Annotated in this window: 18 protein-coding genes and 1 tRNA gene; 3 read left to right on the top strand and 16 right to left on the bottom strand. The window is 41.1% G+C overall.

Going from position 1 to position 26,153, the window contains the following annotated elements:
* The first annotated feature begins 22 nt into the window (after window positions 1-22).
* A complete protein-coding gene (locus KFZ58_RS06540; RefSeq protein ID WP_235793997.1) occupies window positions 23-352 on the top strand; it encodes a hypothetical protein in 330 nt (109 codons plus the stop codon).
* A gap of 132 nt (window positions 353-484) precedes the next feature.
* On the opposite strand, the gene odhB is transcribed toward KFZ58_RS06540, so the two are convergent.
* The 8 genes from odhB to KFZ58_RS06500 form a co-directional block, all read right to left on the bottom strand.
* Window positions 485-1,753, bottom strand: coding sequence for a 2-oxoglutarate dehydrogenase complex dihydrolipoyllysine-residue succinyltransferase (gene odhB, locus KFZ58_RS06535; RefSeq protein WP_235793996.1), 1,269 nt, complete (start codon window positions 1,751-1,753; stop codon window positions 485-487).
* Window positions 1,740-4,601, bottom strand: a complete 2,862-nt coding sequence (locus tag KFZ58_RS06530) for a 2-oxoglutarate dehydrogenase E1 component (protein WP_235793995.1) — start codon at window positions 4,599-4,601, stop codon at window positions 1,740-1,742. The genes odhB and KFZ58_RS06530 overlap by 14 nt, the downstream gene beginning before the upstream one ends.
* Window positions 4,602-5,787: 1,186 nt before the next feature.
* Window positions 5,788-6,261: a tRNA (uridine(34)/cytosine(34)/5-carboxymethylaminomethyluridine(34)-2'-O)-methyltransferase TrmL gene (gene trmL / locus KFZ58_RS06525; protein ID WP_235793994.1), complete on the bottom strand. Its 474-nt coding sequence runs from the start codon at window positions 6,259-6,261 to the stop codon at window positions 5,788-5,790.
* 46 nt (window positions 6,262-6,307) lie between these two features.
* Complete coding sequence (locus KFZ58_RS06520; RefSeq protein ID WP_235793993.1) at window positions 6,308-7,156, bottom strand: amidase domain-containing protein; 849 nt, start codon at window positions 7,154-7,156, stop codon at window positions 6,308-6,310.
* Between the two features lie 67 nt (window positions 7,157-7,223).
* Window positions 7,224-8,369 carry a tRNA epoxyqueuosine(34) reductase QueG gene (queG, locus tag KFZ58_RS06515; RefSeq protein ID WP_235793992.1) on the bottom strand — a complete coding sequence of 382 codons (1,146 nt, stop codon included), beginning with the start codon at window positions 8,367-8,369 and terminating at the stop codon, window positions 7,224-7,226.
* A 20-nt stretch (window positions 8,370-8,389) separates the two neighbouring features.
* Complete coding sequence (locus KFZ58_RS06510) at window positions 8,390-10,093, bottom strand: ABC-ATPase domain-containing protein (protein ID WP_235793991.1); 1,704 nt, start codon at window positions 10,091-10,093, stop codon at window positions 8,390-8,392.
* Window positions 10,094-10,228: 135 nt separating this feature from the next.
* Window positions 10,229-10,302, bottom strand: a tRNA-Gly gene (locus tag KFZ58_RS06505).
* Between the two features lie 142 nt (window positions 10,303-10,444).
* A complete protein-coding gene (locus KFZ58_RS06500; protein WP_235793988.1) occupies window positions 10,445-11,137 on the bottom strand; it encodes a Crp/Fnr family transcriptional regulator in 693 nt (230 codons plus the stop codon).
* A 438-nt stretch (window positions 11,138-11,575) separates the two neighbouring features.
* Between KFZ58_RS06500 and dat the strand changes: the two genes are divergently transcribed.
* Window positions 11,576-12,445: a D-amino-acid transaminase gene (gene dat / locus KFZ58_RS06495; RefSeq protein ID WP_235793987.1), complete on the top strand. Its 870-nt coding sequence runs from the start codon at window positions 11,576-11,578 to the stop codon at window positions 12,443-12,445.
* Window positions 12,446-12,583: 138 nt separating this feature from the next.
* The gene (locus KFZ58_RS06490; RefSeq protein ID WP_235793985.1) at window positions 12,584-14,584 is read left to right on the top strand and encodes a S9 family peptidase; all 2,001 of its coding nucleotides are present in this window, start codon (window positions 12,584-12,586) and stop codon (window positions 14,582-14,584) included.
* A 362-nt stretch (window positions 14,585-14,946) separates the two neighbouring features.
* Here the strand turns inward: KFZ58_RS06490 and argH are convergent, their stop codons facing one another.
* The 8 genes from argH to argJ form a co-directional block, all read right to left on the bottom strand.
* The gene (gene argH / locus KFZ58_RS06485; protein WP_235793984.1) at window positions 14,947-16,317 is read right to left on the bottom strand and encodes an argininosuccinate lyase; all 1,371 of its coding nucleotides are present in this window, start codon (window positions 16,315-16,317) and stop codon (window positions 14,947-14,949) included.
* Between the two features lie 22 nt (window positions 16,318-16,339).
* On the bottom strand, window positions 16,340-17,560 hold the full coding sequence (locus tag KFZ58_RS06480) for an argininosuccinate synthase (protein ID WP_235793983.1): 1,221 nt from the start codon (window positions 17,558-17,560) through the stop codon (window positions 16,340-16,342).
* 75 nt (window positions 17,561-17,635) lie between these two features.
* Window positions 17,636-18,595 (bottom strand): ornithine carbamoyltransferase, encoded by a 960-nt coding sequence (gene argF, locus KFZ58_RS06475; RefSeq protein ID WP_235793982.1) that lies wholly within the window; start codon window positions 18,593-18,595, stop codon window positions 17,636-17,638.
* On the bottom strand, window positions 18,583-21,834 hold the full coding sequence (gene carB / locus KFZ58_RS06470) for a carbamoyl-phosphate synthase (glutamine-hydrolyzing) large subunit (protein ID WP_235793981.1): 3,252 nt from the start codon (window positions 21,832-21,834) through the stop codon (window positions 18,583-18,585). Before carB ends, argF begins: the two co-directional genes overlap by 13 nt.
* Window positions 21,821-22,909, bottom strand: a complete 1,089-nt coding sequence (locus tag KFZ58_RS06465; protein WP_235793979.1) for a carbamoyl phosphate synthase small subunit — start codon at window positions 22,907-22,909, stop codon at window positions 21,821-21,823. Before KFZ58_RS06465 ends, carB begins: the two co-directional genes overlap by 14 nt.
* Window positions 22,906-24,111: an acetylornithine transaminase gene (argD, locus tag KFZ58_RS06460; protein WP_235793978.1), complete on the bottom strand. Its 1,206-nt coding sequence runs from the start codon at window positions 24,109-24,111 to the stop codon at window positions 22,906-22,908. The genes KFZ58_RS06465 and argD overlap by 4 nt, the downstream gene beginning before the upstream one ends.
* Window positions 24,104-24,949, bottom strand: a complete 846-nt coding sequence (gene argB, locus KFZ58_RS06455) for an acetylglutamate kinase (protein ID WP_235793977.1) — start codon at window positions 24,947-24,949, stop codon at window positions 24,104-24,106. The genes argD and argB overlap by 8 nt, the downstream gene beginning before the upstream one ends.
* Window positions 24,918-26,144 carry a bifunctional glutamate N-acetyltransferase/amino-acid acetyltransferase ArgJ gene (gene argJ / locus KFZ58_RS06450; protein ID WP_235793976.1) on the bottom strand — a complete coding sequence of 409 codons (1,227 nt, stop codon included), beginning with the start codon at window positions 26,142-26,144 and terminating at the stop codon, window positions 24,918-24,920. Before argJ ends, argB begins: the two co-directional genes overlap by 32 nt.
* Between the last annotated feature and the right edge of the window lie 9 nt (window positions 26,145-26,153).

Genomic DNA, 26,153 nt, shown 5'->3' with positions numbered 1-26,153 from the left:
GGTTCAGGAGGAGGTGAGTAGAATGAGTGAAGAAATGGCTACTGTATTAACAGAAATTCGCAATTTGAATAAACGGTTTGATTCCGTGGATGAGCGGCTGTATTCTATAGATAAACGGTTTTATTATGTGGACAAGCGGTTGGATTCTATGGATGAGCAATTTAAGTCTGTGAATATGCGGTTGGATTCCATGGACAAGCAATTCAATGAAATACGCGAAGATTTACGTATTGTCAAAGCGCAAACTGCTAAAAATTATGAGCTTCATCTTACTATGGAAAATTCGATGAATAAGAGAGTATCGGAGTTGGAATCGGATGTAAAGATACTTAAAATGGCCATTTCCGATTAACAGATGAAATATACTTTTACACCACAAGTAACTAAATGACAAAAGAAGTACTTCTCACTTCTACAATTTCAAAATTTCCCAAGCACAAAAAGCCCTCACCCTGATATTCCATCAAAGTGAGGGCATATGTTTTTATCCTTCAAGCAATAGATCATATGGATCTTCAAGTAATTGTTTAATGCGTACTAGGAACCGAACTGCTTCACTACCATCAACGATTCGATGGTCATAAGAAAGTGCAATATACATCATCGGACGAACTTCAATAGAATCATCAGGCATAACCATCGCACGTTTTTGGATATTATGCATCCCCAAAATACCAACTTGTGGCGCATTTAATATTGGAGTGGATAACATTGATCCAAAGGTTCCACCATTTGTAATTGAGAATGATCCACCTTGTATTTCATCCAGTCCCAGATTATTTTCCTGTGCTTTTTTACCAAGTTCTCCAATTTTACGTTCTATCCCTGCAAAATCCAGTTTATCTGCATCACGTACAACCGGAACTACCAATCCATCTTCTGCAGATACAGCAATACCTATATCATAGAAGTTTTTCTTTACAATTTCATTGCCCTGGATCTCCGCGTTAAGTAATGGGAACTCTTTCAATGCACCTACAACTGCTTTTGTAAAGAATGACATAAAACCAAGTTTCACACCATGTTTTTCAATGAATTTTTCCTTACGCTCACTACGGATTTTCATTACTTCCGTCAGGTCTACTTCGTTAAAAGTTGTGAGCATTGCTGCCGTTTCTTGTGCTTCCACGAGACGCTTAGCAATGGTTTGACGGCGACGTGACATTTTTATACGCTCTACCGGTTTATCAAACTCTGTTTTCTCGGATTTCTTCGTCTCTTCTTTCTTAGCAGGTTTCGACTCTTTCTTTTCATTTTTACTTTTTGCTGCCGCGTCTACGTCTTCCGGACGGACACGACCTAATGGATCACGCGGGCTCACTTCTCCCAAATCAATATTTAATTCGCGTGCCCGTTTTCTGGCTGCCGGTGAAGCAACGACATCATTTGTACTGTCATCTTTTGGCTCTTCCTTTTTAGAAGATTCATCTTTGTCTTCGATAGATGCTTTTTCTTTCGACGATTCTTCTTTTGGTTCTTCTTTGGATTCTTCTTCGGTAGTATCCCCGCCAGCTTCACCGTTCTCATCTATTTTAGCGATCACATCACCAACTTCTACATCATCGCCTTCTTCGCTAACGATTTCAGTGATTACCCCAGCGAAATCGGAGTTTACTTCAACATTAATTTTATCCGTTTCTAACTCGACAACCGGATCACCTTTTTCTACTTTATCCCCTTTTTTTACTAACCACTCGGCAATTGTGCCTTCTGTAATTGATTCGGCAAGTTCTGGAATTTTAATTTCGTTCACTGGTTTCTCCTCCTTTTGATGAATTGAGTGCTTTTTGGATTATCTGACTTTGTTCTGTTTTATGAACATTCGGTACACCGACTGCAGGAGATGCACGATTAGGACGCCCGATATATCGTAAGGTTTGGCCATCCTGCAGGAGATCTCTTAAATAATCATCAACGAAATCCCAGCTGCCCATATTTTTCGGTTCTTCCTGTACCCAAACAATTTCTTCCACATTTGGTAGATCTTTTAATTCTGCTTCCAGCTGCTTTTTAGGGAATGGATAAATTTGCTCCAGACGTAATACCTGCAGCCAATCGAATTTTTCCTCTGAATCATCCAGTTCCTCTTCGATATCCACCATTACTTTGCCACTCCCTATAAGTAAGCGTGTTACATTCTCTTTCTTAACATTCGGGTTTGGCTGCTTTCGTAATGGTTGGAACCTACCATCTGTGAATTCTTCCGCTACGGACGCTACACGTTGATTACGCAACAGGCTTTTCGGTGTCATTAATACTAATGGTCTGGCTTCTTCACGTCCACGCATTACGGCTTGCCTGCGAATTAAATGGAAAAATTGTGCAGATGATGTGACATTTGCGACAATCCAATTATTTTCTGCAGCCATTTGCAGGAAACGTTCCAAACGCGCACTGGAATGTTCCGGTCCTTGTCCTTCATATCCATGCGGCAATAGCATTACCATATTTGATTTCTCGCCCCACTTTGCACGAGCGGCAGAAATAAATTGGTCAAATATAACTTGGGCAGCATTCGCAAAGTCACCGAATTGCGCTTCCCAAATAACCAATGTATTTGGTGATTGAACACTATACCCGTATTCAAATCCTAATACACCTGCCTCAGATAATGGACTATTACGAATATCAAATGATGCCTTCGCCGCGTCCAATCCGTGCAGTGGACTATATTCATCACTATTCTCTGTATCATGTAATACAAGATGACGGTGAGCAAAAGTCCCTCTTTCCGTATCCTGGCCCGTCAAGCGAATTGGAACCCCGTCCTGTAAAATAGTTGCATAGGCTAACGCTTCTCCTGCACCCCAGTCTACTTTATTGCCTTCTTTCAGTGCATCCTCGCGCCGTTTAAGAATTCTTTCAACTTTTTTAAAGCTATTAAATCCTTCCGGCCGGTTCATTAATCCTTTATTTAGGGATTTTAGCGTATCAAGTGGTACAGCTGTCTCGTATTGATCAATTCCATTTCGTAAGGCTTTTGGAATGGCCTCTGCCTCAGCTTGACCTGCTTCGTTTTCCTTCATGCTTTCATATATATCACGAAGATCACGCTCGACTTTTTCTTGTATACCTTCAAATCCTTCTGTATCCAAAACCCCTTTTTCTTCCAATACGTTAGCAAAAACGTTTACTGCTGTAGGGTGGTTATCAATATCCTGATACAGCTTTGGCTGTGTTGATCTTGGCTCATCCATCTCATTATGGCCATAACGGCGATAGCCTACTAAATCAATAAGAAAATCCTTATGGAATTTTTTCCGATATTCATAGCCAATTCGAATCGCTGATATACAGGCTATTGGATCGTCAGCGTTTACATGAATGATCGGAATTTCAAACCCCTTGGCTAAATCGCTTGCATAACGTGTGGAACGCCCATCCCTCTGATTTGTTGTGTAGCCAACCAGATTGTTTGCAATAATATGAAGCGAGCCTCCTGTTGTATAGCCCGGCAATCCACTCAAGTTTAGCGTCTCCGCAACAACACCCTCACCAATAAATGCAGCGTCTCCATGAATAAGTACTCCAAAGGCTTTACTATCATCACGCATTGGATATCCTTTTTCGGAACGATCATCCTGTGCTGCACGTGCAAACCCTTCAACCACAGGATTTACAAATTCCAAGTGTGACGGATTATGCGCCAATGTAATACGTGTTGCTGTTTCTGTCTCGTTAACATCCTTCGTTGCACCAAGGTGATATTTCACATCTCCGGTCCAGCCATGATTTATCCCCATCGATCCTTCAGAAGGCATTAATTCCTTATCCGGGGAATGATGGAATTCAGAGAATATCTTGTCATATGGTTTTCCTAACACATGGGCCAAAACCGAAAGTCGACCACGGTGCGCCATTCCCATCATGATATTTTCTATTTTATCTGCAGCAGCGTATTTAACAATTTGGTCAAGCATTGGTACCATTGATTCTAAACCTTCAATGGAAAAACGCTTTTGACCAACAAATGTTTTTTGAAGGAATGCTTCAAAACCTTCTACATGTGCAAGGCGTTCGAGTAGTTGTTGCTTGTCTTCATCAGATAAATCCAACCGCGCTTCTCCAGCTTCGATTAATTCCAGTAACCATTTACGTTCTTCGTCATTATTCACATGATCATATTCATAGGTGATCGTACCCGTGTAATACTTTTTAAATTCATTAATAACATCCAAACCGCTTTCAATATTGCTTGGTGCTTTTTCCCATAACCATTCTGCTGGTATGTTTTTTAAATCTTCATCGCTTAATCCATATTTTTTGGGGTCGACTAACTCCGATTTTCTTGTCTTTTGAAGACCAACCGGATAAATATCTGCCTCCAAATGCCCATAACGTCGAATAGCCTCAACAAGTTTCATTGCAGAGGTCAGCTTTTTAACATCATTTTTTGAAGTTTTTTCAGATAGAGTTTGAGTCTCACCATTTGATTGATTTAGCCAATCAGGTGCCCCGTATTTGTCGAACATTTCTTTTGTAGAGGCGTCAAGGCTTTCCGGATCCTCTTTATACAAATCATATTGTTCTTCTACATACCCCATGTTTGGTCCATTAAACTGTTCCCAGAATCTCTCACTGGATTCCTCATTCAGTGCCACGTTTTATACCCCCATTAGAAGTTAACTTTATCTGTTTCACAACGATTCTTAACACTCATTTACATTATAGAACTGACAAATGACTTCATCAACTAATATACCCTATTTTATGCTTGGAAACAATATATGTAACCGGATTTATGCGCTAAATAGGATATTTGCATTTTTTACGGTTTTATGAATAATGAGGCATTATTTTGTCAGGTTCAATTTTTATGCTGTTTTGTTGCTTTTGACACAAAAATATAGAATGCGACATAACTACTGTTTGCTATTAGCATTTGCTATAATTGCCGTTCGGGATCGCTCCGGGCGGATGCTTTCCGCGGGCACGGCCTCAGTCTCCTCGCGGAAAACCCACCGCTGCGGGGCCTTCGGACACGTGCTGGGACTGCGCGTAAATGCTCGTCCCACCGAAGACATTTGTTCCCGCAGGAGTCACCGCCCGGAGCGATACCGAACTGGTGAGGTGGTTCGATGCTTTGTATATTAATACTGATGCAGTTCATGGGTAGTAATCGAAATACCAGCGGAGGTAATACACGAAGACTCCTGCGGGAGCAGAGGCCTAGGTGAGACCCCGCAGTGCGACAGCACAAGGAGGCTCAACAGCCGCCCTAAGGTGCGCGAAGTGTATTACCGGAGCGGCGGATTAACGGGCACATTAAGTTATGTCGTAGTTTTATATCAACTACTAAGATTTTAAAACAACAATATTTACGAAAAGAGCCTTTTTTACGTTCTACACTTCCAATTATAAGATTTATTCTGTATAATAAGGGTATAATAAAATATACGCAAATTTACATATAACTCTAAAGGAGGACATCCCATGTTGGACTTAGCATTATTAGGCGGTGTAATTGTTGTATTCTTAACATCTTGCCTAACTTCAGCATATCAATCAAAACCAGGTGTTCCAAAAAAGAATCAATAATGGAACAAAGGCGGAAGCGCCCGGTTAGCAACGTACAAACTGGAGCATTCCGCAATGAGATAAAGGAAACACGGTGAGCTGACAAGCGAACCGATGTTGACTTATCGTAGTGTAGGAATGTGAAGTTTGCTAGTTGCTGGGCGCTGGAGCCGGACGAGACCTATTTGGCTACTTAATTATCCACATCCCAACATTTTTATAATTTCCTAGACGATAAAACGCCATGCGAAAAATTCGCACGGCGTTTTTTTAATCCATTTTTGGAAAATGCTGTTGCCTTAATGCTTCATAAATAATAATTGCTGCTGTATTTGCTAAATTCAAGGAACGAATTTTATCATTCATATGGATCCGAAGACACCGATCCTCTTTCCCTTCTAACAGTTCTTTTGGAATTCCGTCTGTTTCACGGCCGAAAACAAAGAATATGTCCTCATCTATATTACTATAATCATAATCTGTATAATGCTTTGTACCAAAATTTTCAATATAATAAAATATACCTTCCGGGTACGTTTCATATAATTCATCTAATGAATCATATTCCTTAATTTCAACATCTTTCCAATAATCCAGTCCAGCTCGGCGCAGCATTTTGTCATCTGTAGAAAAGCCGAGTGGATGGATTAAATGTAGTGTTGTATCTGTACCAAGGCATGTTCTTGCTATATTACCGGTATTAGCGGGTATCTCTGGTTGAAATAATACGACATGTAAACTCACTTTCATTCTCCTTACAACTTTTAATAACTAATCTATTATACCACTTCTACTCACCAATTTGAAAAAACTTATACTGTATATTCGGCGTCCATGCTGTTGAATCCTCATAAGACCAGTATCTATTGCGACTATTATCAGTATGTGCGTTAACGAGCGGCATACCATAGGAATCTTTTGCAACAACGATTGTATTATGATCAAAGCGCCCATCACCCTCGAAATCATAGCAAATTATATCTCCAGGAAGTAGCGCTTCCGCATTCTCGACCTCTTTTCCTTGCAATCCTTCTTCAGACCCACTTAAATACCATCTCATGGAATGAGCAACTGCCCAACTAAAGCTCCAATTATCATCCTGATACCACCAGCCTTGCTCTCTAACCGGAGCACCACGCATTGGCGCACCACCTGCCCGTAAACACTGTGAGACGTAATTCGTACAGTCCACGTCAAATTTCCTGTAATTTGGGTTATAACTGTTCCACCAACGCTCTGCATATTGCACTGCAGCAAGACGGTCATAGGAAAAACGCATGTGTGCGGACCTTTCCTGTATTTCATCAGGAGTGATTGACTGTTTCGCTGTTGGCTGCTTAGCTGGCACTATCTCTTTATGATCTGTTATTTCACCATCAAGTAAACGGAATCTATATGGTGTAACCTGCTCCTCCCTATGAAAATGATCCCCCTGCTTGATAAAATAGGCTACATGCAGTAAGTATGCATACTCTGCTTCATTCTCATAACGGATTTTCCGATAAATTTTCGCGTCTCCCTGGATGCGGACAATTTCACTTTCCCGCTCCCTCCATAAAGCCTTTTTTCGTACCCACCAATCATCTGTATTTCGTTCTTCTCTTAAAAAATTCATCCACATTTCTTTTAATTTTTCCACACAAATCCCCTCCATTAAAGAGTATATGGAGGGGAAGCTTGGCAAAGTATGTGATTTTAATAACGATTTACTTGACTGGAATTTCCTGCTGAAAATCCATTCCTTTTTGCATCTCATATAAAACCTGTTCATCCTGTTCTTTTTCCATCGCTGCTGTGATGGCATCATATGCTTCAGGGGTACCTATTTTTCCGAGTGACCATGCAGCTGTTCCGCGGATTACCGGACGCGGGTCATTATTCATAACAGTAATCATCTTATCTACAGCTGTTTTATCCTTATAATGTCCAAGCGCGATTAATGCATTTCGCTGCAAGGGCTTTTTGCCTCTCCAAGAACCTGCTATATGACCAAATGTTTCTTTAAATTCACGATTGGAAATTTGCAGCATGGGTTTAAGTTTTGGTTTTGCAACATCATGCTCCGGTTCAAGTTCCGGATGAATGTGGAAATCTATGCTTTTATTCTTCGGACATACAAGCTGACAAGTATCACAGCCATACACGCGATTTCCGATTTTCGTACGGAATTCATCCGGTAAAAAATCTTTGGTTTGTGTTAAAAATGCGATACAGCGCTGGGCATTTAATTGACCACCCTCGACAATCGCACCAGTTGGGCATGCATCAATACATTTCGTGCATTCCCCGCAGCTGTCATCAACCGGTTCATCAGGAATAAATGGTATATTGGTAATCAATTCACCGAGATACACGTAGGAGCCGAATTCCGGCGTGATGATTGATGTATTTTTTCCACTAAATCCGATTCCAGCACGTTCCGCTACAGCTCGATCCGAAAGCTCTCCCGTATCTACCATCACTTTATTTTCGACACCTGGAACTTTTTCCTTGATAAAAGCTTCGAGTTTTTCCAGTCGCTCACGTAATACCTTGTGATAATCTATTCCCCATGAAGCTCGAGCAAATAGTCCACGGCGTTCTTCTTTCGTACTTTTTGGTGCGTCTTTCATACGGGACGGATAGGCAATTGCAATAGAAAGGATCGACTGTGCCTCAGGAAGCAGACGCTCTGGTTCGGTACGCTCTTCCAATGATCCTTTTTCAAAGCCTGATTGATACTTTAATTCCTGCTGGCGTCTCAGGCGCTCTCTTAATTCACCGAATACATCTGCAGAGGCAAAGCCGATTTTATCGATACCGATTTCTTTACTATAGGCTATAATTTCAGTCTTGAGTTGCTCGGTCTGCATCAGAACTAAGACCCTCCTTTCTATTTTTGCTGTACGTTTGCAGTACGAATCCGATTCAATACAGCAGCGATTTCATACCGGCGTGGACGGGCAATATCGCCGGGATGCTGATTTTTAAATGCCGTAAACGAAGCTAGCCCTTGTTTGTCCATTTGCTGCTCCAGTTCGCCTAAGAGTTCATGCAATGATTTATGTTGCAAGCCATTCGTACGATCAAGAAACTGAATGATTTCCGCAATCATCCTAGTCTGCGAACTATCAACTAACTGTTCTGTATCATCAAAATCGATATCTGTTCTTCCCATAATGATCTTCGTTAATCCTTTGGCTTGCGTTTTGGCTCGATTACCCTTTTTCGTTTGAAGCGTGTTTTGCTGAAAAGAGCGATTCGTAATATCCCCAAATGCTTCTTCTGCAACCTTATCACGTTCCAGCGGATATTTTTCCATAATTTCCTTCGCTTGGATAGTTACATTATATGGGACATATGCTTCCATCATAATAACCGAATCAGCCACTGCAAAATAATCCCCGGATCCGCCCATCACTAGTACTGTCGACACATCAAGCTGGTCACGCATTTGTTTGATTTTATCAATAAATGGGGTGATCGGCTCTTTACTGCTTTTCACCAATTGTTGCATGCGATGATCACGGATCATAAAGTTCGTCGCACTAGTATCCTCATCAATTAATAACGTCGTTGCACCTGCTTCGAGCGTTTCCATCACATTAGCAGCTTGAGATGTACTGCCACTCGCATTTTCCGTGGAGAAAAATTGCGTATCTTGCCCGTGTGGTAGATTATTAATAAATGGAGAGATATTGACACCTGTAATTTGTCTGCCATCCTCTGCACGAATTTTCACAGCGTCAGGATCTGTTAGCACATACTCACGGCCGTCCCCTAACGCATGAGCGTATACGCCACGTTCAATGGCCTGCAAAATCGTACTCTTTCCGTGATAGCCACCACCGACAATGAGCGTGATTCCTTTTTTTATTACCATTCCTTTTATTGGCTCTGATTGATGCGGAATATCCACAGACACCTCGTTTTCTTTCGGACTCTGAAACGGGATAGCTTTTTGTAATGGACGATTGCTGACACCACTTGCCCGCGGTAAAATCGACCCATTTGCCAGAAAAGCAATCCAATTATTGTTGTACATCTCTTCTCGAATCACGTCCTGCTGATCCGCAAGCTCTACAGCCTGGATGATTTGGGCATCTTTGATGCTAAAAATAGAATTGTTTATAATAGCTGGAATAGCTTGAGAGAATAATTTCTCTGCTTCCCTGCCGTTAATACGACGTCCGTTGGCAGGAAGACCTATCGAAATGCATACCGTAATAGCTTCTGCGTTTATTTGTACTGCACTCCGTTCCAGAATTTCTTGTCCTGGATTGTCAAAAAGGATCGCCCCACTCTTGCCGGATCCTTTAATGGTGAACTTTTGGTTCGCAATCGTTTTGCCAACAACCCGTGCAAATGCATCTTCAGTAGCAGTTTTCCTCGATGGGGTATTGAGCCAATCACTTTCTACATGACGCTGCCCTCGAGGAATAACTATCCGAATTTTCGATGGTGTCGCAAAAGGATCGCCCTGCACATAATCGATATATAAATCAAAATTATGATAACTGTATTTTCCCTGTATATCTTTGTACGCTTTATAGCTCTTATTATCCAATTGTTTTAGTTGCTGTAATAGCTTTTTCATGAAAACCCCTCAAATATAGTAGTTTAGTCCCTTTAGAATACTATGCAGGTGACAGGTAATTCAAGTAATGCGGTGGCAAAATAAAAACGCAACGCTTCGTATTAAGATACGAAACACTGCGTTAGGACATATGTATGGAGCGGATGATGGGAATCGAACCCACATCATCAGCTTGGAAGGCTGAGGTTTTACCACTAAACTACACCCGCAAAACCCTGCATACTATGTAGTGCGTTACACTCTTTTTTAAGAATGTAATTTTTATTATAACAAGACCTTTCACACAAAGCAACAGGAAATTCCACTTTTTTTGACAAAATATTTTAGAAGGCTGGTGAAACACCTTCTCATCTAAAGGACACAATTCTCCACACCGCAGTTTTCACAAACAAGCAACCTCCTAAAATAATGCATATTTTTAATCAAAAAATATTTGTTATCATTTTCAATAATTTCTTTTTGCTTCCACTTTTTCACAATACGGCTGACTGTTTCACGAGAGATTCCGATTTGCTTACTAATATCTGTTATCATAATAGGTTCGGTTATAAGAATTCCTTCTGTTGTTACGACACCATACATGTTTGAAATTCTTATAAATACCGAAGCAACGGCACCTTCTGATCCAAAAGCAACATAATCACGTATTTTCGCATTACTTGATTCCAGCGACTCTGCGACCCATCTAGTAAATTGCTGGCCCAATCTACCATTTTGTGCCAGGAGATTTTTAAGTTTATTTTTCCCAATATAATAGATAAATGAATGTTTTGAAGCTTTTGCTGTTGTGGAATATGTTTCTCCACTGAAAACACCCATTTCCCCAAAAACATCATAACCCTTTCTTGTGAAGAAGGTTATCTCTTTTCCAACCCCTATTTCTTTAAAAATACGTATTTCTCCTTGTTGTATGAAATATAAATAATCGGAAGGGTTTTTTTCGGTATAGATGTATACACCCTTTTTAATTTCAATTAACTTCGAGTTAGCTATAAGCATATCATAATCATGTGTATCTAATCTTTTTAATAAAGGTTCCATCATAATCCCGCCCTTCTTTCTTACTAGAGGATGTTCAAAAAGTCCGGTAAAAATGACACTTCGCAGGTGACCTTCTGCTAAAACCGCCCACGTCCTGTGGGCAACGCAGAAGTCACCACAACACGCGAGAAGCTCGTTGGCTTGTTTCTCCGCTCCTTGGAAAAGGAAAACCACTTTTCCTTCGTGTAAAAGCGTCTGCTCGAAACTACGCCGCCTCGAACTTTCGACGCACAGGACGTGCTAGTGCCGGTGTTGCGACAGGACGTCGCGAACTTAACCGGCCGGTCCTTTTTATCCTCCTTTTTGAACGCATACTACTACTATAATCAAACAATTCAATCAAGATCAGTGATGTTTGTCACTAATGCCCCGAAAAATTCGTTTACAATTCAAAAAAATAGATATAGAATAGGCTTATGTTTAAAGGAGGTTTATTGATTTATGTCCGTCTATCCGATTATTTTGGCACAAACAAAGTTTACTCATCGTGACAGTTTAACCTATCCATATGAAGAACGCGGTTTGCAATTTGGCGATGGTGTATATGAAGTTATTCGAATCTATAATGGTGCATTTTACTTACTAAATGAGCATGTGGATCGTCTTTACCGCTCTGCAGAAGCCGTGAAAATAGAGATTACATCAACCAAAGAAGAGCTTACCAATTTATTAATCGATTTATTGGTTAGAAACGATATGACAACAGATGGAAAACTTTACCTGCAAATAACCCGTGGATCAGCACCACGTGATCATGTTTTTCCAGTGGATGTACCTGCAAATATGTATGCCTATATCACAGATGCTCCTCGTAATACCACAAACCTGGAAAACGGTGTTTCTGTCATTACCGAGCGCGATGTCCGCTGGGAATATTGTTATATTAAAAGCTTGAATCTACTGCCAAATGTGCTTGCGAAACAGACAGCTAAAGAAAAAGGAAGCTACGAGGCTATCCTGCACAAGGATGGATTCGTAACAGAATGCAGCTCATCCAATGTATATCTGGTTAAAGATGGAGAGATTTACACACATCCCGCTACAACTAAAATTCTGCATGGTTGTGTTCGCATGCGTATTGAACAATTCGCACGAGACCTTTCCATTCCATTTAACGAGGAAGGATTCTCAGTCGAGGATATTGCACTCGCTGATGAGCTATTCCTATCCAGTAGCACATCGGAAATCACGCCAATTGTGAAAGTCGATAATCAGCAAATTGCTGACGGAAAACCTGGAAAAATCACGAAACAGTTGCAGGAAGCATATGTGGAAGATGCGGCTATTAAAGAGCGTAGCATGGAACATTAGAAAATTGGGGAGCAAGGGACGGTTCTCTTGCTCCTTTTTATTCGATGTATTGAAAAAAGAAAATTCTAGTAATTTAATTGATTCGTAAAGCGAAGTAGTTTACTATAGTTGTAAATCTATTCACTAGGAGGCTATTTAATGAGCGACGATTCAAAACGAACAATAACAGCAGCTGACATCACGCAAATTGAAGTATTCAGTGACCCCAAGTTCACCCCGGATGGAAGTGCATATACATATGTTTCAACAGTGATCAATGACAATAATGAATATGAATCCCATCTATTTTTTCAAAATTTGGATGAAGATGAAGCAAAGCAATGGACGTTTGGCGACGTAAAGAATAGTAGCCCCAGGTTTTCACCTGATGGCAAAAAGATCGTATTCGAGTCCAATCGAAGCGGTCTTCCGCAGCTTTGGATGCTAAACACAGATGGTGGGGAAGCCTGGCAGCTCACTACATTTAAAAATGGCACAGGAAATCCAAATTGGTCAAAGGACGGAAGATACATCATTTTCAGTGCTTCCTTAGACGCTGATGACGATGTACAAAAGCAAAACGAACAAGCAAAAGAAGAGCGTCAAAAAGAGGCTGAGGCGAAAAAGAAACAGCCACTTGTTATAAAACGTCTAGATCACAAATCAGATGCAAACGGCTTCCATGATAATAAACGCGCACAACTCATTTTATTTGATACAGAAAATGGAGATTTCTCCCAGTTGACTAAGGCCGATGCGGATCACGCATTTCAAGATATTTCACCTGATAGCAATACCGTGCTACTAGCAGCCAATTTAAATGAAGATGCAGATTATGAAAATACGAATGATTTATTCCTATTCAATCGTTCAACAAAAGATATAACAAAACTTACAAAAGGCGCATATCATAGTGCCAGTTTTTCTCCAAATGGTGACAAAATTGCCTGCTTCGGTCATGAATATACGTATGCTGGGGCGACGCAAAATGAACTCTATATATTCGATGTAGAAACTGGAGTTCGCACTTGCCTTAGCGAAGAATGGGATATCCAGCTTGGTGATGTCATGATCGGTGACATGAGACTAGGAAACTCCACAACAGGACCGGTTTGGTCAAAAGATGGAGATCGCCTCTTCTTTATAGCTAGTGATTTTGGTGCGACTGGTTTGTATCAGGTATCATTAAATGGCGATTTGGAAGTACTCTATAAAGAGGCGAATCATGTATTTGGATTTTCCTATTATGCCGAATCAGAATCTTTCATTCTCGGGATCAGTACACCAACAAATCCATGTAATTTTTATCAATTGAAAAATGGATCTGAGTTGAAGCGGTTAACCAACGCTAATGCGGCATTTTTAGAGGAAGTTGCTATAACCGAACCGGAAACGTTGACTGTAACCGCAGAAGATGGCTGGGAAATTCAAGGGTGGCTCCTTCGGCCATATGGGTTTGAAGAAGGCAAAAAATATCCATTCGTACTGGAGATTCATGGCGGCCCACATATGATGTATGGCCAGTCATTCTTCCACGAAATGCAATTATTGGCAGCAAAAGGTTACGTTGTACTATACACCAACCCAAGAGGAAGCTACGGATACGGACAACAATTCGTAGATGCTGTTCGCTCTGATTATGGCGGAGGAGATTACACCGACTTAATGAGTGCCGTCGATTACGCGCTGGGAAACTACAGCTTCATTGATGAGACCCGACTTGGTGTGACCGGAGGAAGCTACGGGGGATTTATGACCAACTGGATCGTTGGACATACAAACCGTTTTAAAGCAGCGGTAACCCAGAGGTCGATTAGTAATTGGTTGAGTTTTTATGGTGTGAGTGACATTGGTTACTTCTTCACAAAATGGGAACTTGGTAAAAATTTAATGGAAGATCCAGAGAAACTATGGAACTTCTCCCCATTAAAATATGCAGAAAACGTAGAAACACCATTACTGATTCTGCACGGTGAACAGGACTACCGTTGTCCGATAGAACAAGGTGAACAACTGTTTGTCACACTAAAACATTTACGAAAAAATGCTGAATTTGTCCGCTTCCCGGATTCTAGTCATGAACTAAGCCGAAGTGGGAAACCTGAAATGCGAATCGAGCGCTTAAATCATATTTGCCGGTGGTTTGAGGAGTATTTATAAGAAGTTGTGGTTCATTCAAGTTAATTTCAATGGATTAAAAACCCGCATTTTCCCCTTTGAAAATGCGGGTTTTTCATTGAAAAAGTTGCTTTTGGTAAATCGATCATCATCCATTCCCCATATAAAAGAGGTTTTTAAAATCCCGAACAGTGGTGGGAACCTGTACTTTCTGTTCATCTGGAAATACGGTCGCCTTTTTTATTTTTTCCAGCCTTAGTGTTGTTTCTCCATCAAAATAACGTTCTCTACATTGAAGGAAAATTAGTAGATTCATTATATACAGCAGAAATATCAAATATTTGGGGTCTATCTCCCACTATGCTAACACTTTAGCATAGTGGGAGATAGACCCCTTATAAATTCTATAAAGCGCTCTTCGCCAGCTCGAGCTGTTCCCGCACTTGCTGTTGCGAGGTGCCTCCGTAGCTGTGCCGATTTGCTACAACCTGTTCTGGAGCCAATACATCATAGATATCAGCTTCAAACAGATCACTAAATTTTTTATACTCTTCCATCTTTAAATCTAGCAGATATTTTCCGTTATCAATCGCGTGCAGCACAATTTTCCCAATGATTTCGTGCGCCTCACGGAAAGGCATTCCTTTTGTGACGAGATAATCCGCAATATCTGTTGCATTGGAATAATCCTCAGAAACGGCTTGTTTCATGTTGGCTGTTCTTACAGTCATAGTGTCAATCATTGGCGCAAGCATCAACAAGGAGTTCTCAAGTGTGTCAACCGTATCAAACATGCCTTCTTTATCCTCTTGCAAGTCTTTGTTGTACGCGAGCGGGAGTCCTTTTAAAACGGTTAATAAACCTATTAAATTACCATATACACGTCCAGTTTTTGCACGCAGCAACTCTGGTACATCTGGGTTTTTTTTCTGTGGCATAATGCTTGAACCTGTGCAAAAAGAATCATCCAGCTCGATAAATTGAAATTCCCGACTGCTCCAAATGACCATTTCTTCCGCCAATCTAGAAATATGCATCATCATAATCGAGGACGTGGACATGAACTCGAGAATAAAATCCCGATCACTGACTGCGTCCATGCTATTAGGATAAACATATTCAAAGCCTAACTCTTCTGCAACCTGCGTTCTGTCAATTGAGAAAGTTGTTCCGGCAAGCGCACCGGCCCCCAGAGGAGAACCGCTGACCCGCTTCAGACTATCCACAAGACGTTCCCTGTCCCGCTGGAGCATCCAGAAATAAGCTAACAAATGATGAGCGAAAGATACCGGCTGCGCTCTTTGCAAGTGTGTATAACCAGGAAGGATTGTATCTACATGATCAGAAGCCTGGTTTAAAATTGCCTTTTGCGTTGCTTTAACAAGCTCAATCAGTTCTTCTGTATGCTTTTTTAAATAAAGATGCATATCTGTAGCAACTTGATCGTTTCTGCTTCGTCCGGTATGCAATTTTCCACCCACAGGGCCAATTTCATCGATTAGGAATTTTTCAATGTTCATATGGATATCTTCATTTTCCACGGAAAAGATAAGCTCGCCCTGCTCTAGTTTATTTTGTACAGCTTTCAATCCTGATACAATAGTATTTCCTTCCTCTGCGGTTATAATTTCAGTGGAAACTAGCATGTTCACATGTGCGATGCTTCCCTGTATATCCTCATTCGCTAATTTTTGGTCAAATGAAATGGATGCCGTTTGCTCTTCAACAAGTTTATTCGTTTCTTTGGTAAATCTTCCGCCCCATAGTTTCGACATTGTAAAATTCCTCCCTGCTCAATTACTCCCCGGACTTAATCGCTTCTTTTTTCTTATTTACCTGGGAATGCACTTGCGTTGATAGTCCCCATAACTTAATAAAGCCAACTGCTGCATTGTGATCAAACATATCCCCTTTGGAATAGGTTGCTAATTCTTCATTGTATAAGCTATTGTCGGAATCTCTTGCAACAACCATTTGTGTACCTTTCCACAGCTTCACTTTCACTTTTCCGTTAACACTTTTCTGTGTCTCACCCATAAATGCTTCCAATGCATTTCTTAATGGGGAATACCATAGACCATCATAAATGAGTTGGGTCATTTTTTGATCAATTTGCGTTTTATATTGCGTAACTTCCTTCGTTAACGTTAAAAATTCCAATTCCTTGTGGGCATTAATTAAAATTAAAGCACCCGGGTTTTCATACACTTCTCTGGCTTTAATGCCTACTAAACGATTTTCAATATGATCGATTCTTCCGACACCATGTTTACCGCCAATGTCATTTAATTGTTCGATAATATCAACCATCCCTAGAGACTCGCCATTTAAAGCAATAGGCTCGCCTCCCTTAAATTCAATCTCCACATATTCCGGATCATCAGGAGCGTCTGCAATGGATGCCGTCCATTCAAAGGCTTCTTCTGGTGCTTCATTCCATGTATTTTCAAGAACCCCGGCTTCACAAGCTCTGCCCCAAATATTTGCATCGATGGAATAAGGTTTATCCACATTCACGGGGACATCAATATTTTTTTCCTTCGCATAAGCAATTTCTTCATCCCGGTTCATTCCCCACTCACGTACTGGAGCAATTACTTCCAAGTCCGGATTCAGTGCTTTGATCGATACCTCAAAGCGTACCTGATCATTTCCTTTTCCGGTGCAACCATGCGCAACAGCTACTGCGCCTTCCTCTTCAGCTACTTCAACCAATAATTTTGAAATTAACGGTCTGGATAGTGCAGAAGATATCGGGTATTTTCCTTCATACAGACAATTCGATTTTAGTGCAGGTAATAAATACTCTTTCGCCAGTAATTCTTTAGCATCTATAATAACGGCTTTGTCCGCCCCCACTTGCAACGCTTTTTCTTTAAGTGATTCTAAATCTTTTCCTTCCCCAACTTCTAATCCGAGTGCAATTACATCATAATCATATTTATCTTGAAGCCATTTAATAGAAACCGAGGTATCTAATCCCCCGGAATATGCTAGAACAACTTTCCCTTTACTCATCGTTTATCTCTCCTTGATGCATTTTTATTAATTATAACGTATATTTATGCAAAAATCTATATAAAAATAGAAAAATTATTTTTCCATTAATAATTTTAATAATGCCTTCTGTGCATGTAATCTGTTTTCTGCTTCATCAAAGACAGCAGAATGCTCTCCATCAATAATTTCAGCAGTGACTTCCTCACCTCGGTGCGCAGGCAAACAATGCAGGAAAAGATAATCAGATTTTGCAAATTGCATCAGTTCTTTATTCACTTGAAAGGCTTCAAACCGCAATTTTCTCTCATCTAACTCATTTTCTTCTCCCATACTCGCCCAGACATCTGTGACAACAATATCTGCATCCTGAATTGCCTCTTTTGGATTGTCATGAATAGCCAATTTGGCCCCGTTCTCTTCCCCTTTATTTTTAGCCTGCTGAAAAATCATATCATTGGGCATGTAACCTTTGGGACTTGCTACTGTCATATCCATACCTGTAATCGCAGCGGCTTGAAGCAGCGAATGTGTCATATTATTATCTCCATCACCAACATAGCACAGCTTTAATCCCTTTAATTTTCCTTTATACTCATAAATTGTCAAGAGATCAGCCAGGACTTGCGTTGGATGATGTGGATCTGTTAGCCCATTAATAACGGGTATGGAAGAAGCGTGAGCAAATTCCTCAAGCTTTTCATGAGAAAAAGTTCGAATCATTAATCCATCAACATATCTGGATAGAACTTGGGCTGTGTCGGACACGGTCTCCCCACGCCCTAATTGGATATCGTTTGCACTCAGGAATAACGCATGGCCCCCTAGTTGGATCATGCCAACTTCAAAAGAAACCCGCGTTCTCGTTGATGACTTTTCAAAAATCATGCCAAGCGTTTTTCCTTGAAGATGAGGATGGGAGACACCTTCCTTGACCTGTTTTTTCATCACCAACGCTTCCTTGATTAACACCATAATTTCGTCCCCGGTTAAATCTGCAACTGTTAACAGATGATCTGTTTGTAAGGACGTTTTTATTTGCTTCATGCTTCCCATACCACATCCCCTTTCCTTTTTCCTGGCAGATGTTTTACGTACGCTTGTAATGATCGTGGTATTTCATCTATTGTTTCACCTCTTAGAGAATTTGTTACCTGCCGTAATGTTTCCAAACTCGTGAAGTAAGGAATTTGATAGCGAACAGATAATTCACGAATATAAAAGCCGATCTTCTCTTTCTCTCTTCCCTGGTTAGGAATATTAAGAACGATGTTAGGGGCTTTATGTTGCCAATGGTGCAGCAGATCATCTTTATTTTTTAACATCCTCGTTGTCTGAATTCCATTTGCTTCCAGATATTTCGCCGTTCCTTCGGTTGCCGTAATGTTAGCACCTTGTTTCTCAAATTCGGCAATAAGTTCAACACTTTCCTGTTTCATACGGTCTGATACAGACACAAAAAGCTGTAACTCTTCCGCCTGAGTGAAATCATCCACATAAGGAGATGTTTTTTTCAATGCTTCTTTTTGACTCCAGCCTAGACCGATAATTTCCCCAGTTGATTTCATTTCCGGCCCCAGTACATGATCCACATCTTTTAGCTTACTAGCAGAAAATATTGGTGCTTTTACGGTGTAATACGCTGGTTCTGCCAATAAATCCAGGTCTTCTGTCAATTCTTTCAGTGGTACTCCAAGTTGAGTCATAACTGCCCATTCAATCATCGGGATATCCGTTACTTTACTCATGATTGGTACCGTTCTTGAAGAACGAGGGTTCACTTCCAATACGTAAATAATATTTTCATGAATGACAAATTGAATATTCATCATCCCAATAATAGGTACTGTTTGGCTTATTTTCCTGGTTATATCCACCATAGTCTCTTTCATCTGTTCAGATAAAGATACAGGGGGAAAACTTGTGATACTATCCCCAGAGTGTACGCCAGCTTTTTCTAGATGCTCAAAGATTCCTGGAATAACGATATCTTTTCCGTCACTAATCACATCGATTTCGCATTCTAATCCCGGAATATACTGATCGATTAATAACGGCCAGCAGTGGTCGTTAGTATCTTTTTGAATGCGGGTCACATAGTTTCTCAATTCATCTTCATTGTAGCAAATAAACATCGATTGTCCGCCAATAACATAGGATGGGCGAATCAGTACCGGAAAACCTAATTCATAAGCAGATGCAGACAATTCATCTAGACCATGGACAATATGGCCGGCGATGTGCGGGATGTTTAATTGATTCAAAACATCGTAAAACTGTTCCCTGTCTTCCATCTGATCGATATGTGCCGGTGCAGTTCCTAAAACATTTATACCCTCATCCTGCAGGTCATTTGCTAAATTGATAGCGGTCTGTCCGCCAAATTGAATCAGCACACCAGCAATGTTTTCTTTTTCAATCACGGCCAGAACATCTTCTAGTGCCAACGGTTCAAAATAAAGACGATCAGCAACTGAATAGTCTGTGCTGACGGTTTCCGGATTATTGTTAATCACAACAGCCTCGTAGCCCATTTTCTTGACAGCTAACGTTGCATGAACACTGCAATAGTCAAATTCAACACCTTGACCGATACGAATGGGGCCTGATCCCAGGACAAGAATTTTCTTAGCTGCATCATTTGTTATGACTTCATCGTCCCCAGTCCATGTAGAATAATAATATGGGGTGATGGCATCAAATTCGCCAGCACATGTATCTACTAATTTATATCCTGGTTTTAATGAAGCTTCTTTGTACGTTTTCCGCAATTGTTTTGCCGTTGTGCCTACTAATTCAGCGATCCGTTCATCACTAATGTTAAAATGCTTCGCTGCTTTCACCTTTTCCAAAGAAAGATGTTGCAAGCTATCGTTCGCGAGCGATTGTTCACATTGGATGATACCTTCTATTTTCCTTAAGAACCAGTAATCAATTTCTGTAAGTTCCATCAATTGGCCGATGGTCATTTGACGCATAAAAGCTTCCCCAATGGCAAAAAGCCGTAAATCATTAGGTGTGGATAGAAGTGCTTCTAGTGATTCTGTTGATTTTTCACTCATCCCCGGGAAGTGTAAACTATGCATACCCATTTCCAGCGAGCGTATCGCCTTATTGAGAGCTCCTTCAAATGTCCGATCAATGGCCATCACCTCTCCGGTAGCCTTCATTTGCGTTCCAAGCGTCCGGTCTCCTTCGGTAAATTTATCAAATGGAAAACGAGGGAGCTTAACGACAACATAGTCCAAGGCTGGTTCAAAGGATGCGTAGGTGTTGCCTGTGATCGGGTTAAGAATTTCATCCAGTGCGTAACCGATAGCACATTTTGCGGCGATACGAGCAATAGGATAACCTGTTGCTTTGGATGCTAATGCTGATGATCTACTTACCCTTGGGTTCACTTCGATAATACAATATTCATTCGACTCCGGATGTAATGCAAATTGAATATTACAACCACCGACAACGTCTAAAGCCCTAATCACATTAAGTGATGACGTTCGCAGCATTTGATATTGAACATCGGACAGGGTCTGGGATGGTGCGGTGACAATGGAATCCCCTGTATGAACACCAACAGGATCCATATTTTCCATATTACATACAATCACGCACGTATCGTTTTCATCCCGCATGACTTCATATTCTATTTCTTTCCATCCTTTAATACTTTTTTCTACAAGTACTTGATTAATCGGGCTAAGTGTTAGTCCATGATTTAAAAGATCAATAAATTCCTCTTCATTATATGCAAATCCCCCACCTTCACCACCAAGTGTATAAGCTGGACGTAAAATTACCGGATAACCGATTTCCCGGATGAAGCTCAATCCCTCTTCCATAGATGAAATAATTTTCGATTCTGAAATCGGTTCGCCAATATCCAGCATCAATTGGCGAAATTTTTCACGGTCCTCTCCTTTTTGAATCGAAGGGACGGACGTACCTAATAATTCCACATCATATTTCTCCAAAATACCTTTTTCATATAGCTCCACCGTTAGATTTAGTCCCGTTTGTCCCCCCAGTGTTCCGATCAGCCCATTAGGTTTTTCTTCTGCAATGATTTTTTCAAGGGTATTTACTTCGAGAGGCTCCATATAGACGTGATCAGCTATTTGTTTATCTGTCATGATCGTTGCTGGATTGTTATTTACTAAGACGACTTCGATGTCTTCTTCTTTTAAAGCCAGACAAGCCTGTGTGCCTGCATAATCAAACTCAGCGGCCTGACCGATAACAATAGGGCCGGATCCAATAACGAGAACTTTCTTTAATGGGTTATGCTTCCACATACTTGCTCCCTCCTGAGGTCACTACCTGTTGTATAAAATTTTTAAAAATATATTCGGTGTCGCTTGGTCCGGGGTGTGCTTCCGGGTGAAATTGAACCGATTGAACCGGCAAGCTCACATGCTTAATACCTTCAAGGGATTTATCATTCACATTTTGGAATAAGACATGAAAGGCTTCCTTATCTACGCTATCTCCTTCCACCACATAGCCATGATTCTGTGATGTCATTCGTACTTTCCCTGTAAGCAGTTCTTTCACAGGATGGTTGCCTCCCCGATGACCAAAAGGCATTTTCTTTGTTTTTCCGCCGTAAGCTAATGCAATAAGCTGATGTCCGAGGCAAATGCCAAGTGTTGGAAAATTTTCAGTTAGCGCTTTGATCATTGGAAAATATTCCGCCATCTCTATTGGGTCTCCAGGTCCGTTACTTAATAGAATCCCATCAGGACGCAAATCCTCAATCGCATCAAACGACGTATCAAACGGAACAATGGTCACCTTACAATCTTCTAGTAACAATGCATCCAGGATTGATTTTTTGTAACCAAAGTCAACGAGCACCACATGATATGAACCATTCCCGTACGTTTCCTGCTCTTGTACCGAAACCTGTTTGACTAAATCCAGGCTATGCTTATCTTGCCATTCATTTCGCCGATCTTCATTGTTTTTTGCTGTAACGATTTTTCCCCGAACGGTCTGATGCTTTCGAATGACAGCTACTAAAGCCCGTGTATCCACATTTTTCAAGCCAGGGATATTCGCTTCTTCTAATCTATCAGAAAATGAAGAAGCAGATTGATAATGGCTAGGCTCACCCCATACATCGCTCGCAATCACTGCGGATACAGCGGGACGTTTACTTTCGTTATCCTCATTATTGATCCCATAATTCCCAATTAAGGGATAGCAAAACATTAAAATTTGTCCAGCATAAGATGGGTCAGTCATCATTTCCTGGTAGCCGGTCATACTCGTATTAAAAACGACTTCTCCTGTTATTTCGTTTTCCGCACCGATCCAATCTCCTGCAAATTCCTCGCCGGTTTCTAGTATAAGATAGCCTTTTGTCATGATGAAACCCTCCCTTCTTTCTCCATTAAAAGCTGTTTAAACGATTGAATAAAATGTTCCAACTCTGCTTTCGGCGTTGTTAATGGAGGTAAAATTCGAAGCACATTTGATCCTGCTGCAAGAACAAGGATTTCCTTTTCCCTAAAAGCGCTAATCCATGATTTCACTTCATCTGTCATTTGAATTCCTATCAAGAGACCGAGTCCTCTTATTTCTTCAATACTGGAAAATTCCTGTTTCAATTCTTCCAGTTTGCCTCTCAGCCACTCCGCTTTTTCTCTAACCTCATGAAGTATATCCTCATTCAAGATCGCTTCCATTGTTGCTAGACCGGCACTCATCACAAGTGGATTACCACCAAATGTACTCCCGTGAGATCCAGGTTGGAAAGATTTCGCGACCTCCTCTTTTGCCAGCATTGCACCGACTGGAAGGCCAGATGCAAGCGCTTTTGCTGAAGTGATAACATCGGGTTCTATTCCGAATTGTTCATAAGCAAATAATGTTCCTGTTCTTCCGATTCCAGTTTGAATTTCATCTAGAATAAGTAAAATATCTTCCTTTTTACATAATGCTGCAAGCTCACTTACCCAAGCAAGACCGGCAGGATGTACGCCCCCTTCGCCCTGAACAAGTTCTAGAAGCACAGCTGTGGTCTTTCCATCGTTTATTTGCGTCAAAGCATCAAAGTCATTCAATGGCAAATAACGAAAGCCTGGCGTTAAGGGGGTGAAGCCCTGATGAATTTTCTTCTGACCGGTTGCGGCCATGGTTGTTCCTGTACGACCATGAAAGGAATTGGTAAACGTTACAATCTCCGTCCTTTCAACATTCCCGGAATCACTCGCATATTTTTTCGCTATTTTTATGGCCGCTTCATTTGCTTCGGCCCCACTATTACAGAAAAACACTTGATCAAAACAGCTATTGTCCGTTAACGCTGTTGCTAATTCCTGTTGGGGAGGAATATCATAAAGATTGGAACAATGCCACAATGTATCGAGCTGTCCCTTGACTTTATGGTGAACATTATCTGGCACATGACCTAAATTACAGGTGGCGATACCGGATGTGTAGTCCAGGAACTTCTGGCCATTATCATCCCATACGTTGCTCGCCTTTCCTTTCACAAGTGTTATAGGAAACCGTCCGTACGTATTCATTACTGCTGAGGTGGATTGGCTTTTTACTATGTTAGACATGGTGGGCCTCCTTATCGATAAATACTTTCGTGCCTGCTTCTTTTCCTTTGATGTAATCTTTCAAATCATCCGGGGTTAGCCCATTTAATATGACAGACTCACTTGCACCAGCTGATAAACTGTTTAATGCAGAACGGATTTTCGGTATCATTCCGCCATGAATAACACCTGACGTGATTTTCGCTTCAATTTGCTGTTTGGTAAGTTTGGAATGGACAATTTGCTTGCCATCAACGGTTTCCATAACGCCTGGAATGTCACTGATTAGTGCCAGCTTTCCTTTCAAACTTTCTGCTACAGCTGCTGCTGCCATATCTCCATTAATGTTGTACCGCCCGCCTGATTCATCGATACCGATCGGTGAAATAACTGGAATTCCTCCATGACTCATGATAACTTTTAACCATTCATCATTCACATTGGCAACCTCCCCGACATAACCCAGCGCCCCTGTAGGATCTAGAGGGCTTGCCTTTAAAAGAGAGTAATCCACTCCACTTGTACCAAGTGCTGTTCCACCAGCTTTTTGCAGGTTGGTGACAATTCTTTTGTTAATCGATCCGCTCATCACCATCTCCGCCACGTCTAACACTTCTTTCGTTGTTACGCGAAGACCATCAACGAATGGACTTTCCACTTCCAATTGATGTAGAAGTCGATTAATTTCCGGGCCGCCACCATGAACGATGACCGGTTCACAAATACCGGAACTTTTTAATTCCACAATCATTTTATAAAAGGAATCCGGAAGCTTTTCTAAAATACTGCCTCCTATTTTTAAAACCATCGCGTTCATTACGATCACCTCACGTTCGATAAGATGCATTGATTTTGACATAATCATAGGTTAAATCACAGCCCCATGCAGTTGATACGTGAGAGCCATTTCCTAAGTCTACATTCAATTCTACTGTTTCATTTTCCAGATACTGCTTTGCGTACGTCTCATCAAAATATACTGGAAGGCCTTCTTTCACGACTGCAATATCTCCAAGTGAAACAGATACTTTATCTGGGTCTATCGGCTGTTCACTATACCCTACAGCAGTTACAATGCGTCCCCAGTTCGGATCCGTTCCATAAACAGCAGCCTTTACTAGATTAGAAGAAATAACTGCTTTGGCCACTTGGCTTGCCACGTTATCTGAAGGTGCGCTGCCTACGTTCACTTCAATCAGCTTGGTTGCCCCTTCCCCGTCTCTGGCAATCTGTTTCGCTAACCCTTCGCAGACATACTGGAATGCTTGCAGGAAGGAAGCCCACTGTGGGTGTGACTCATTTAAAACTTTATTATTCTGCTGTCCATTCGCTAGAACTAGAACCGTATCGTTTGTGCTGGAATCACCATCTATTGTAATCATGTTAAATGACTTATTTGTTGTATCGCTTAACGCTTTCTGCAGACTGTCATGATCAACAGCAGCATCTGTCGTAATGAAAGAAAGCATGGTGGCCATGTTGGGGTCAATCATCCCGGATCCCTTCGCAGCCCCGCCGATCGTTATCGTCTTGCCATCGATCTCGACTTCTACCGCTATATGCTTTGTCACCGTGTCCGTTGTTAAAATGGCATTTTCGAAATTATCAGGGGAAGCGTGATTGCTGTCATCCATTGCCTCTATACCGGTATGAATTTTTTCCATTGGTAAAGGAACACCGATCAGACCAGTAGATGATACGGCAACATGATCAACAGCTACACCCATTTTTTCTGCCGCTAATGCCTGTGTTTCCAGTGCATCTTGAATCCCTTGTTTGCCGGTACATGAATTCGCCACACCGGAATTTACAACGACCGTTTGAATTAAATTCTCTTTTTCAATACTTTCCTTCGTCACTTTCAACGGGGCTGCCTGGAATGCATTTAACGTATAGACGCCTGCTGCAGTTGCAGGAGTATCTGAATGAATCCAGCCGAAATCCAGTTTTGTTTTTCGGAAACCTGCATGCATACCTCCTGCTGAAAAACCTTGTGGACTCGTTACATGTCCGTTATTTACGATGTGAATACCTTTTTCTGTTACAGCAACCATCTATTTTCA

Origin of the sequence: Virgibacillus sp. NKC19-16 (assembly GCF_021560035.1) — a bacterium.
Taxonomy (GTDB): domain Bacteria; phylum Bacillota; class Bacilli; order Bacillales; family Amphibacillaceae; genus Virgibacillus_L; species Virgibacillus_L salidurans.
Note: the sequence above shows the minus strand (reverse complement) of the source record. Positions and strands in the feature narration are given on the sequence as shown.

Bases quoted from the DNA above. Each gene is read 5' to 3' on its own strand.
- KFZ58_RS06540 (WP_235793997.1), top strand. From the start codon at position 23: ATGAGTGAAGAAATGGCTACTGTATTAACAGAAATTCGCAATTTGAAT.
- queG (WP_235793992.1), bottom strand. From the start codon at position 8,369: ATGCAGACCGAGCAACTCAAGACTGAAATTATAGCCTATAGTAAAGAA.
- KFZ58_RS06510 (WP_235793991.1), bottom strand. From the start codon at position 10,093: ATGAAAAAGCTATTACAGCAACTAAAACAATTGGATAATAAGAGCTAT.
- KFZ58_RS06500 (WP_235793988.1), bottom strand. From the start codon at position 11,137: ATGATGGAACCTTTATTAAAAAGATTAGATACACATGATTATGATATG.
- dat (WP_235793987.1), top strand. From the start codon at position 11,576: ATGTCCGTCTATCCGATTATTTTGGCACAAACAAAGTTTACTCATCGT.
- KFZ58_RS06490 (WP_235793985.1), top strand. From the start codon at position 12,584: ATGAGCGACGATTCAAAACGAACAATAACAGCAGCTGACATCACGCAA.
- argH (WP_235793984.1), bottom strand. From the start codon at position 16,317: ATGTCGAAACTATGGGGCGGAAGATTTACCAAAGAAACGAATAAACTT.
- KFZ58_RS06480 (WP_235793983.1), bottom strand. From the start codon at position 17,560: ATGAGTAAAGGGAAAGTTGTTCTAGCATATTCCGGGGGATTAGATACC.
- argF (WP_235793982.1), bottom strand. From the start codon at position 18,595: ATGGGAAGCATGAAGCAAATAAAAACGTCCTTACAAACAGATCATCTG.
- carB (WP_235793981.1), bottom strand. From the start codon at position 21,834: ATGTGGAAGCATAACCCATTAAAGAAAGTTCTCGTTATTGGATCCGGC.
- KFZ58_RS06465 (WP_235793979.1), bottom strand. From the start codon at position 22,909: ATGACAAAAGGCTATCTTATACTAGAAACCGGCGAGGAATTTGCAGGA.
- argD (WP_235793978.1), bottom strand. From the start codon at position 24,111: ATGTCTAACATAGTAAAAAGCCAATCCACCTCAGCAGTAATGAATACG.
- argB (WP_235793977.1), bottom strand. From the start codon at position 24,949: ATGTCAAAATCAATGCATCTTATCGAACGTGAGGTGATCGTAATGAAC.
- argJ (WP_235793976.1), bottom strand. From the start codon at position 26,144: ATGGTTGCTGTAACAGAAAAAGGTATTCACATCGTAAATAACGGACAT.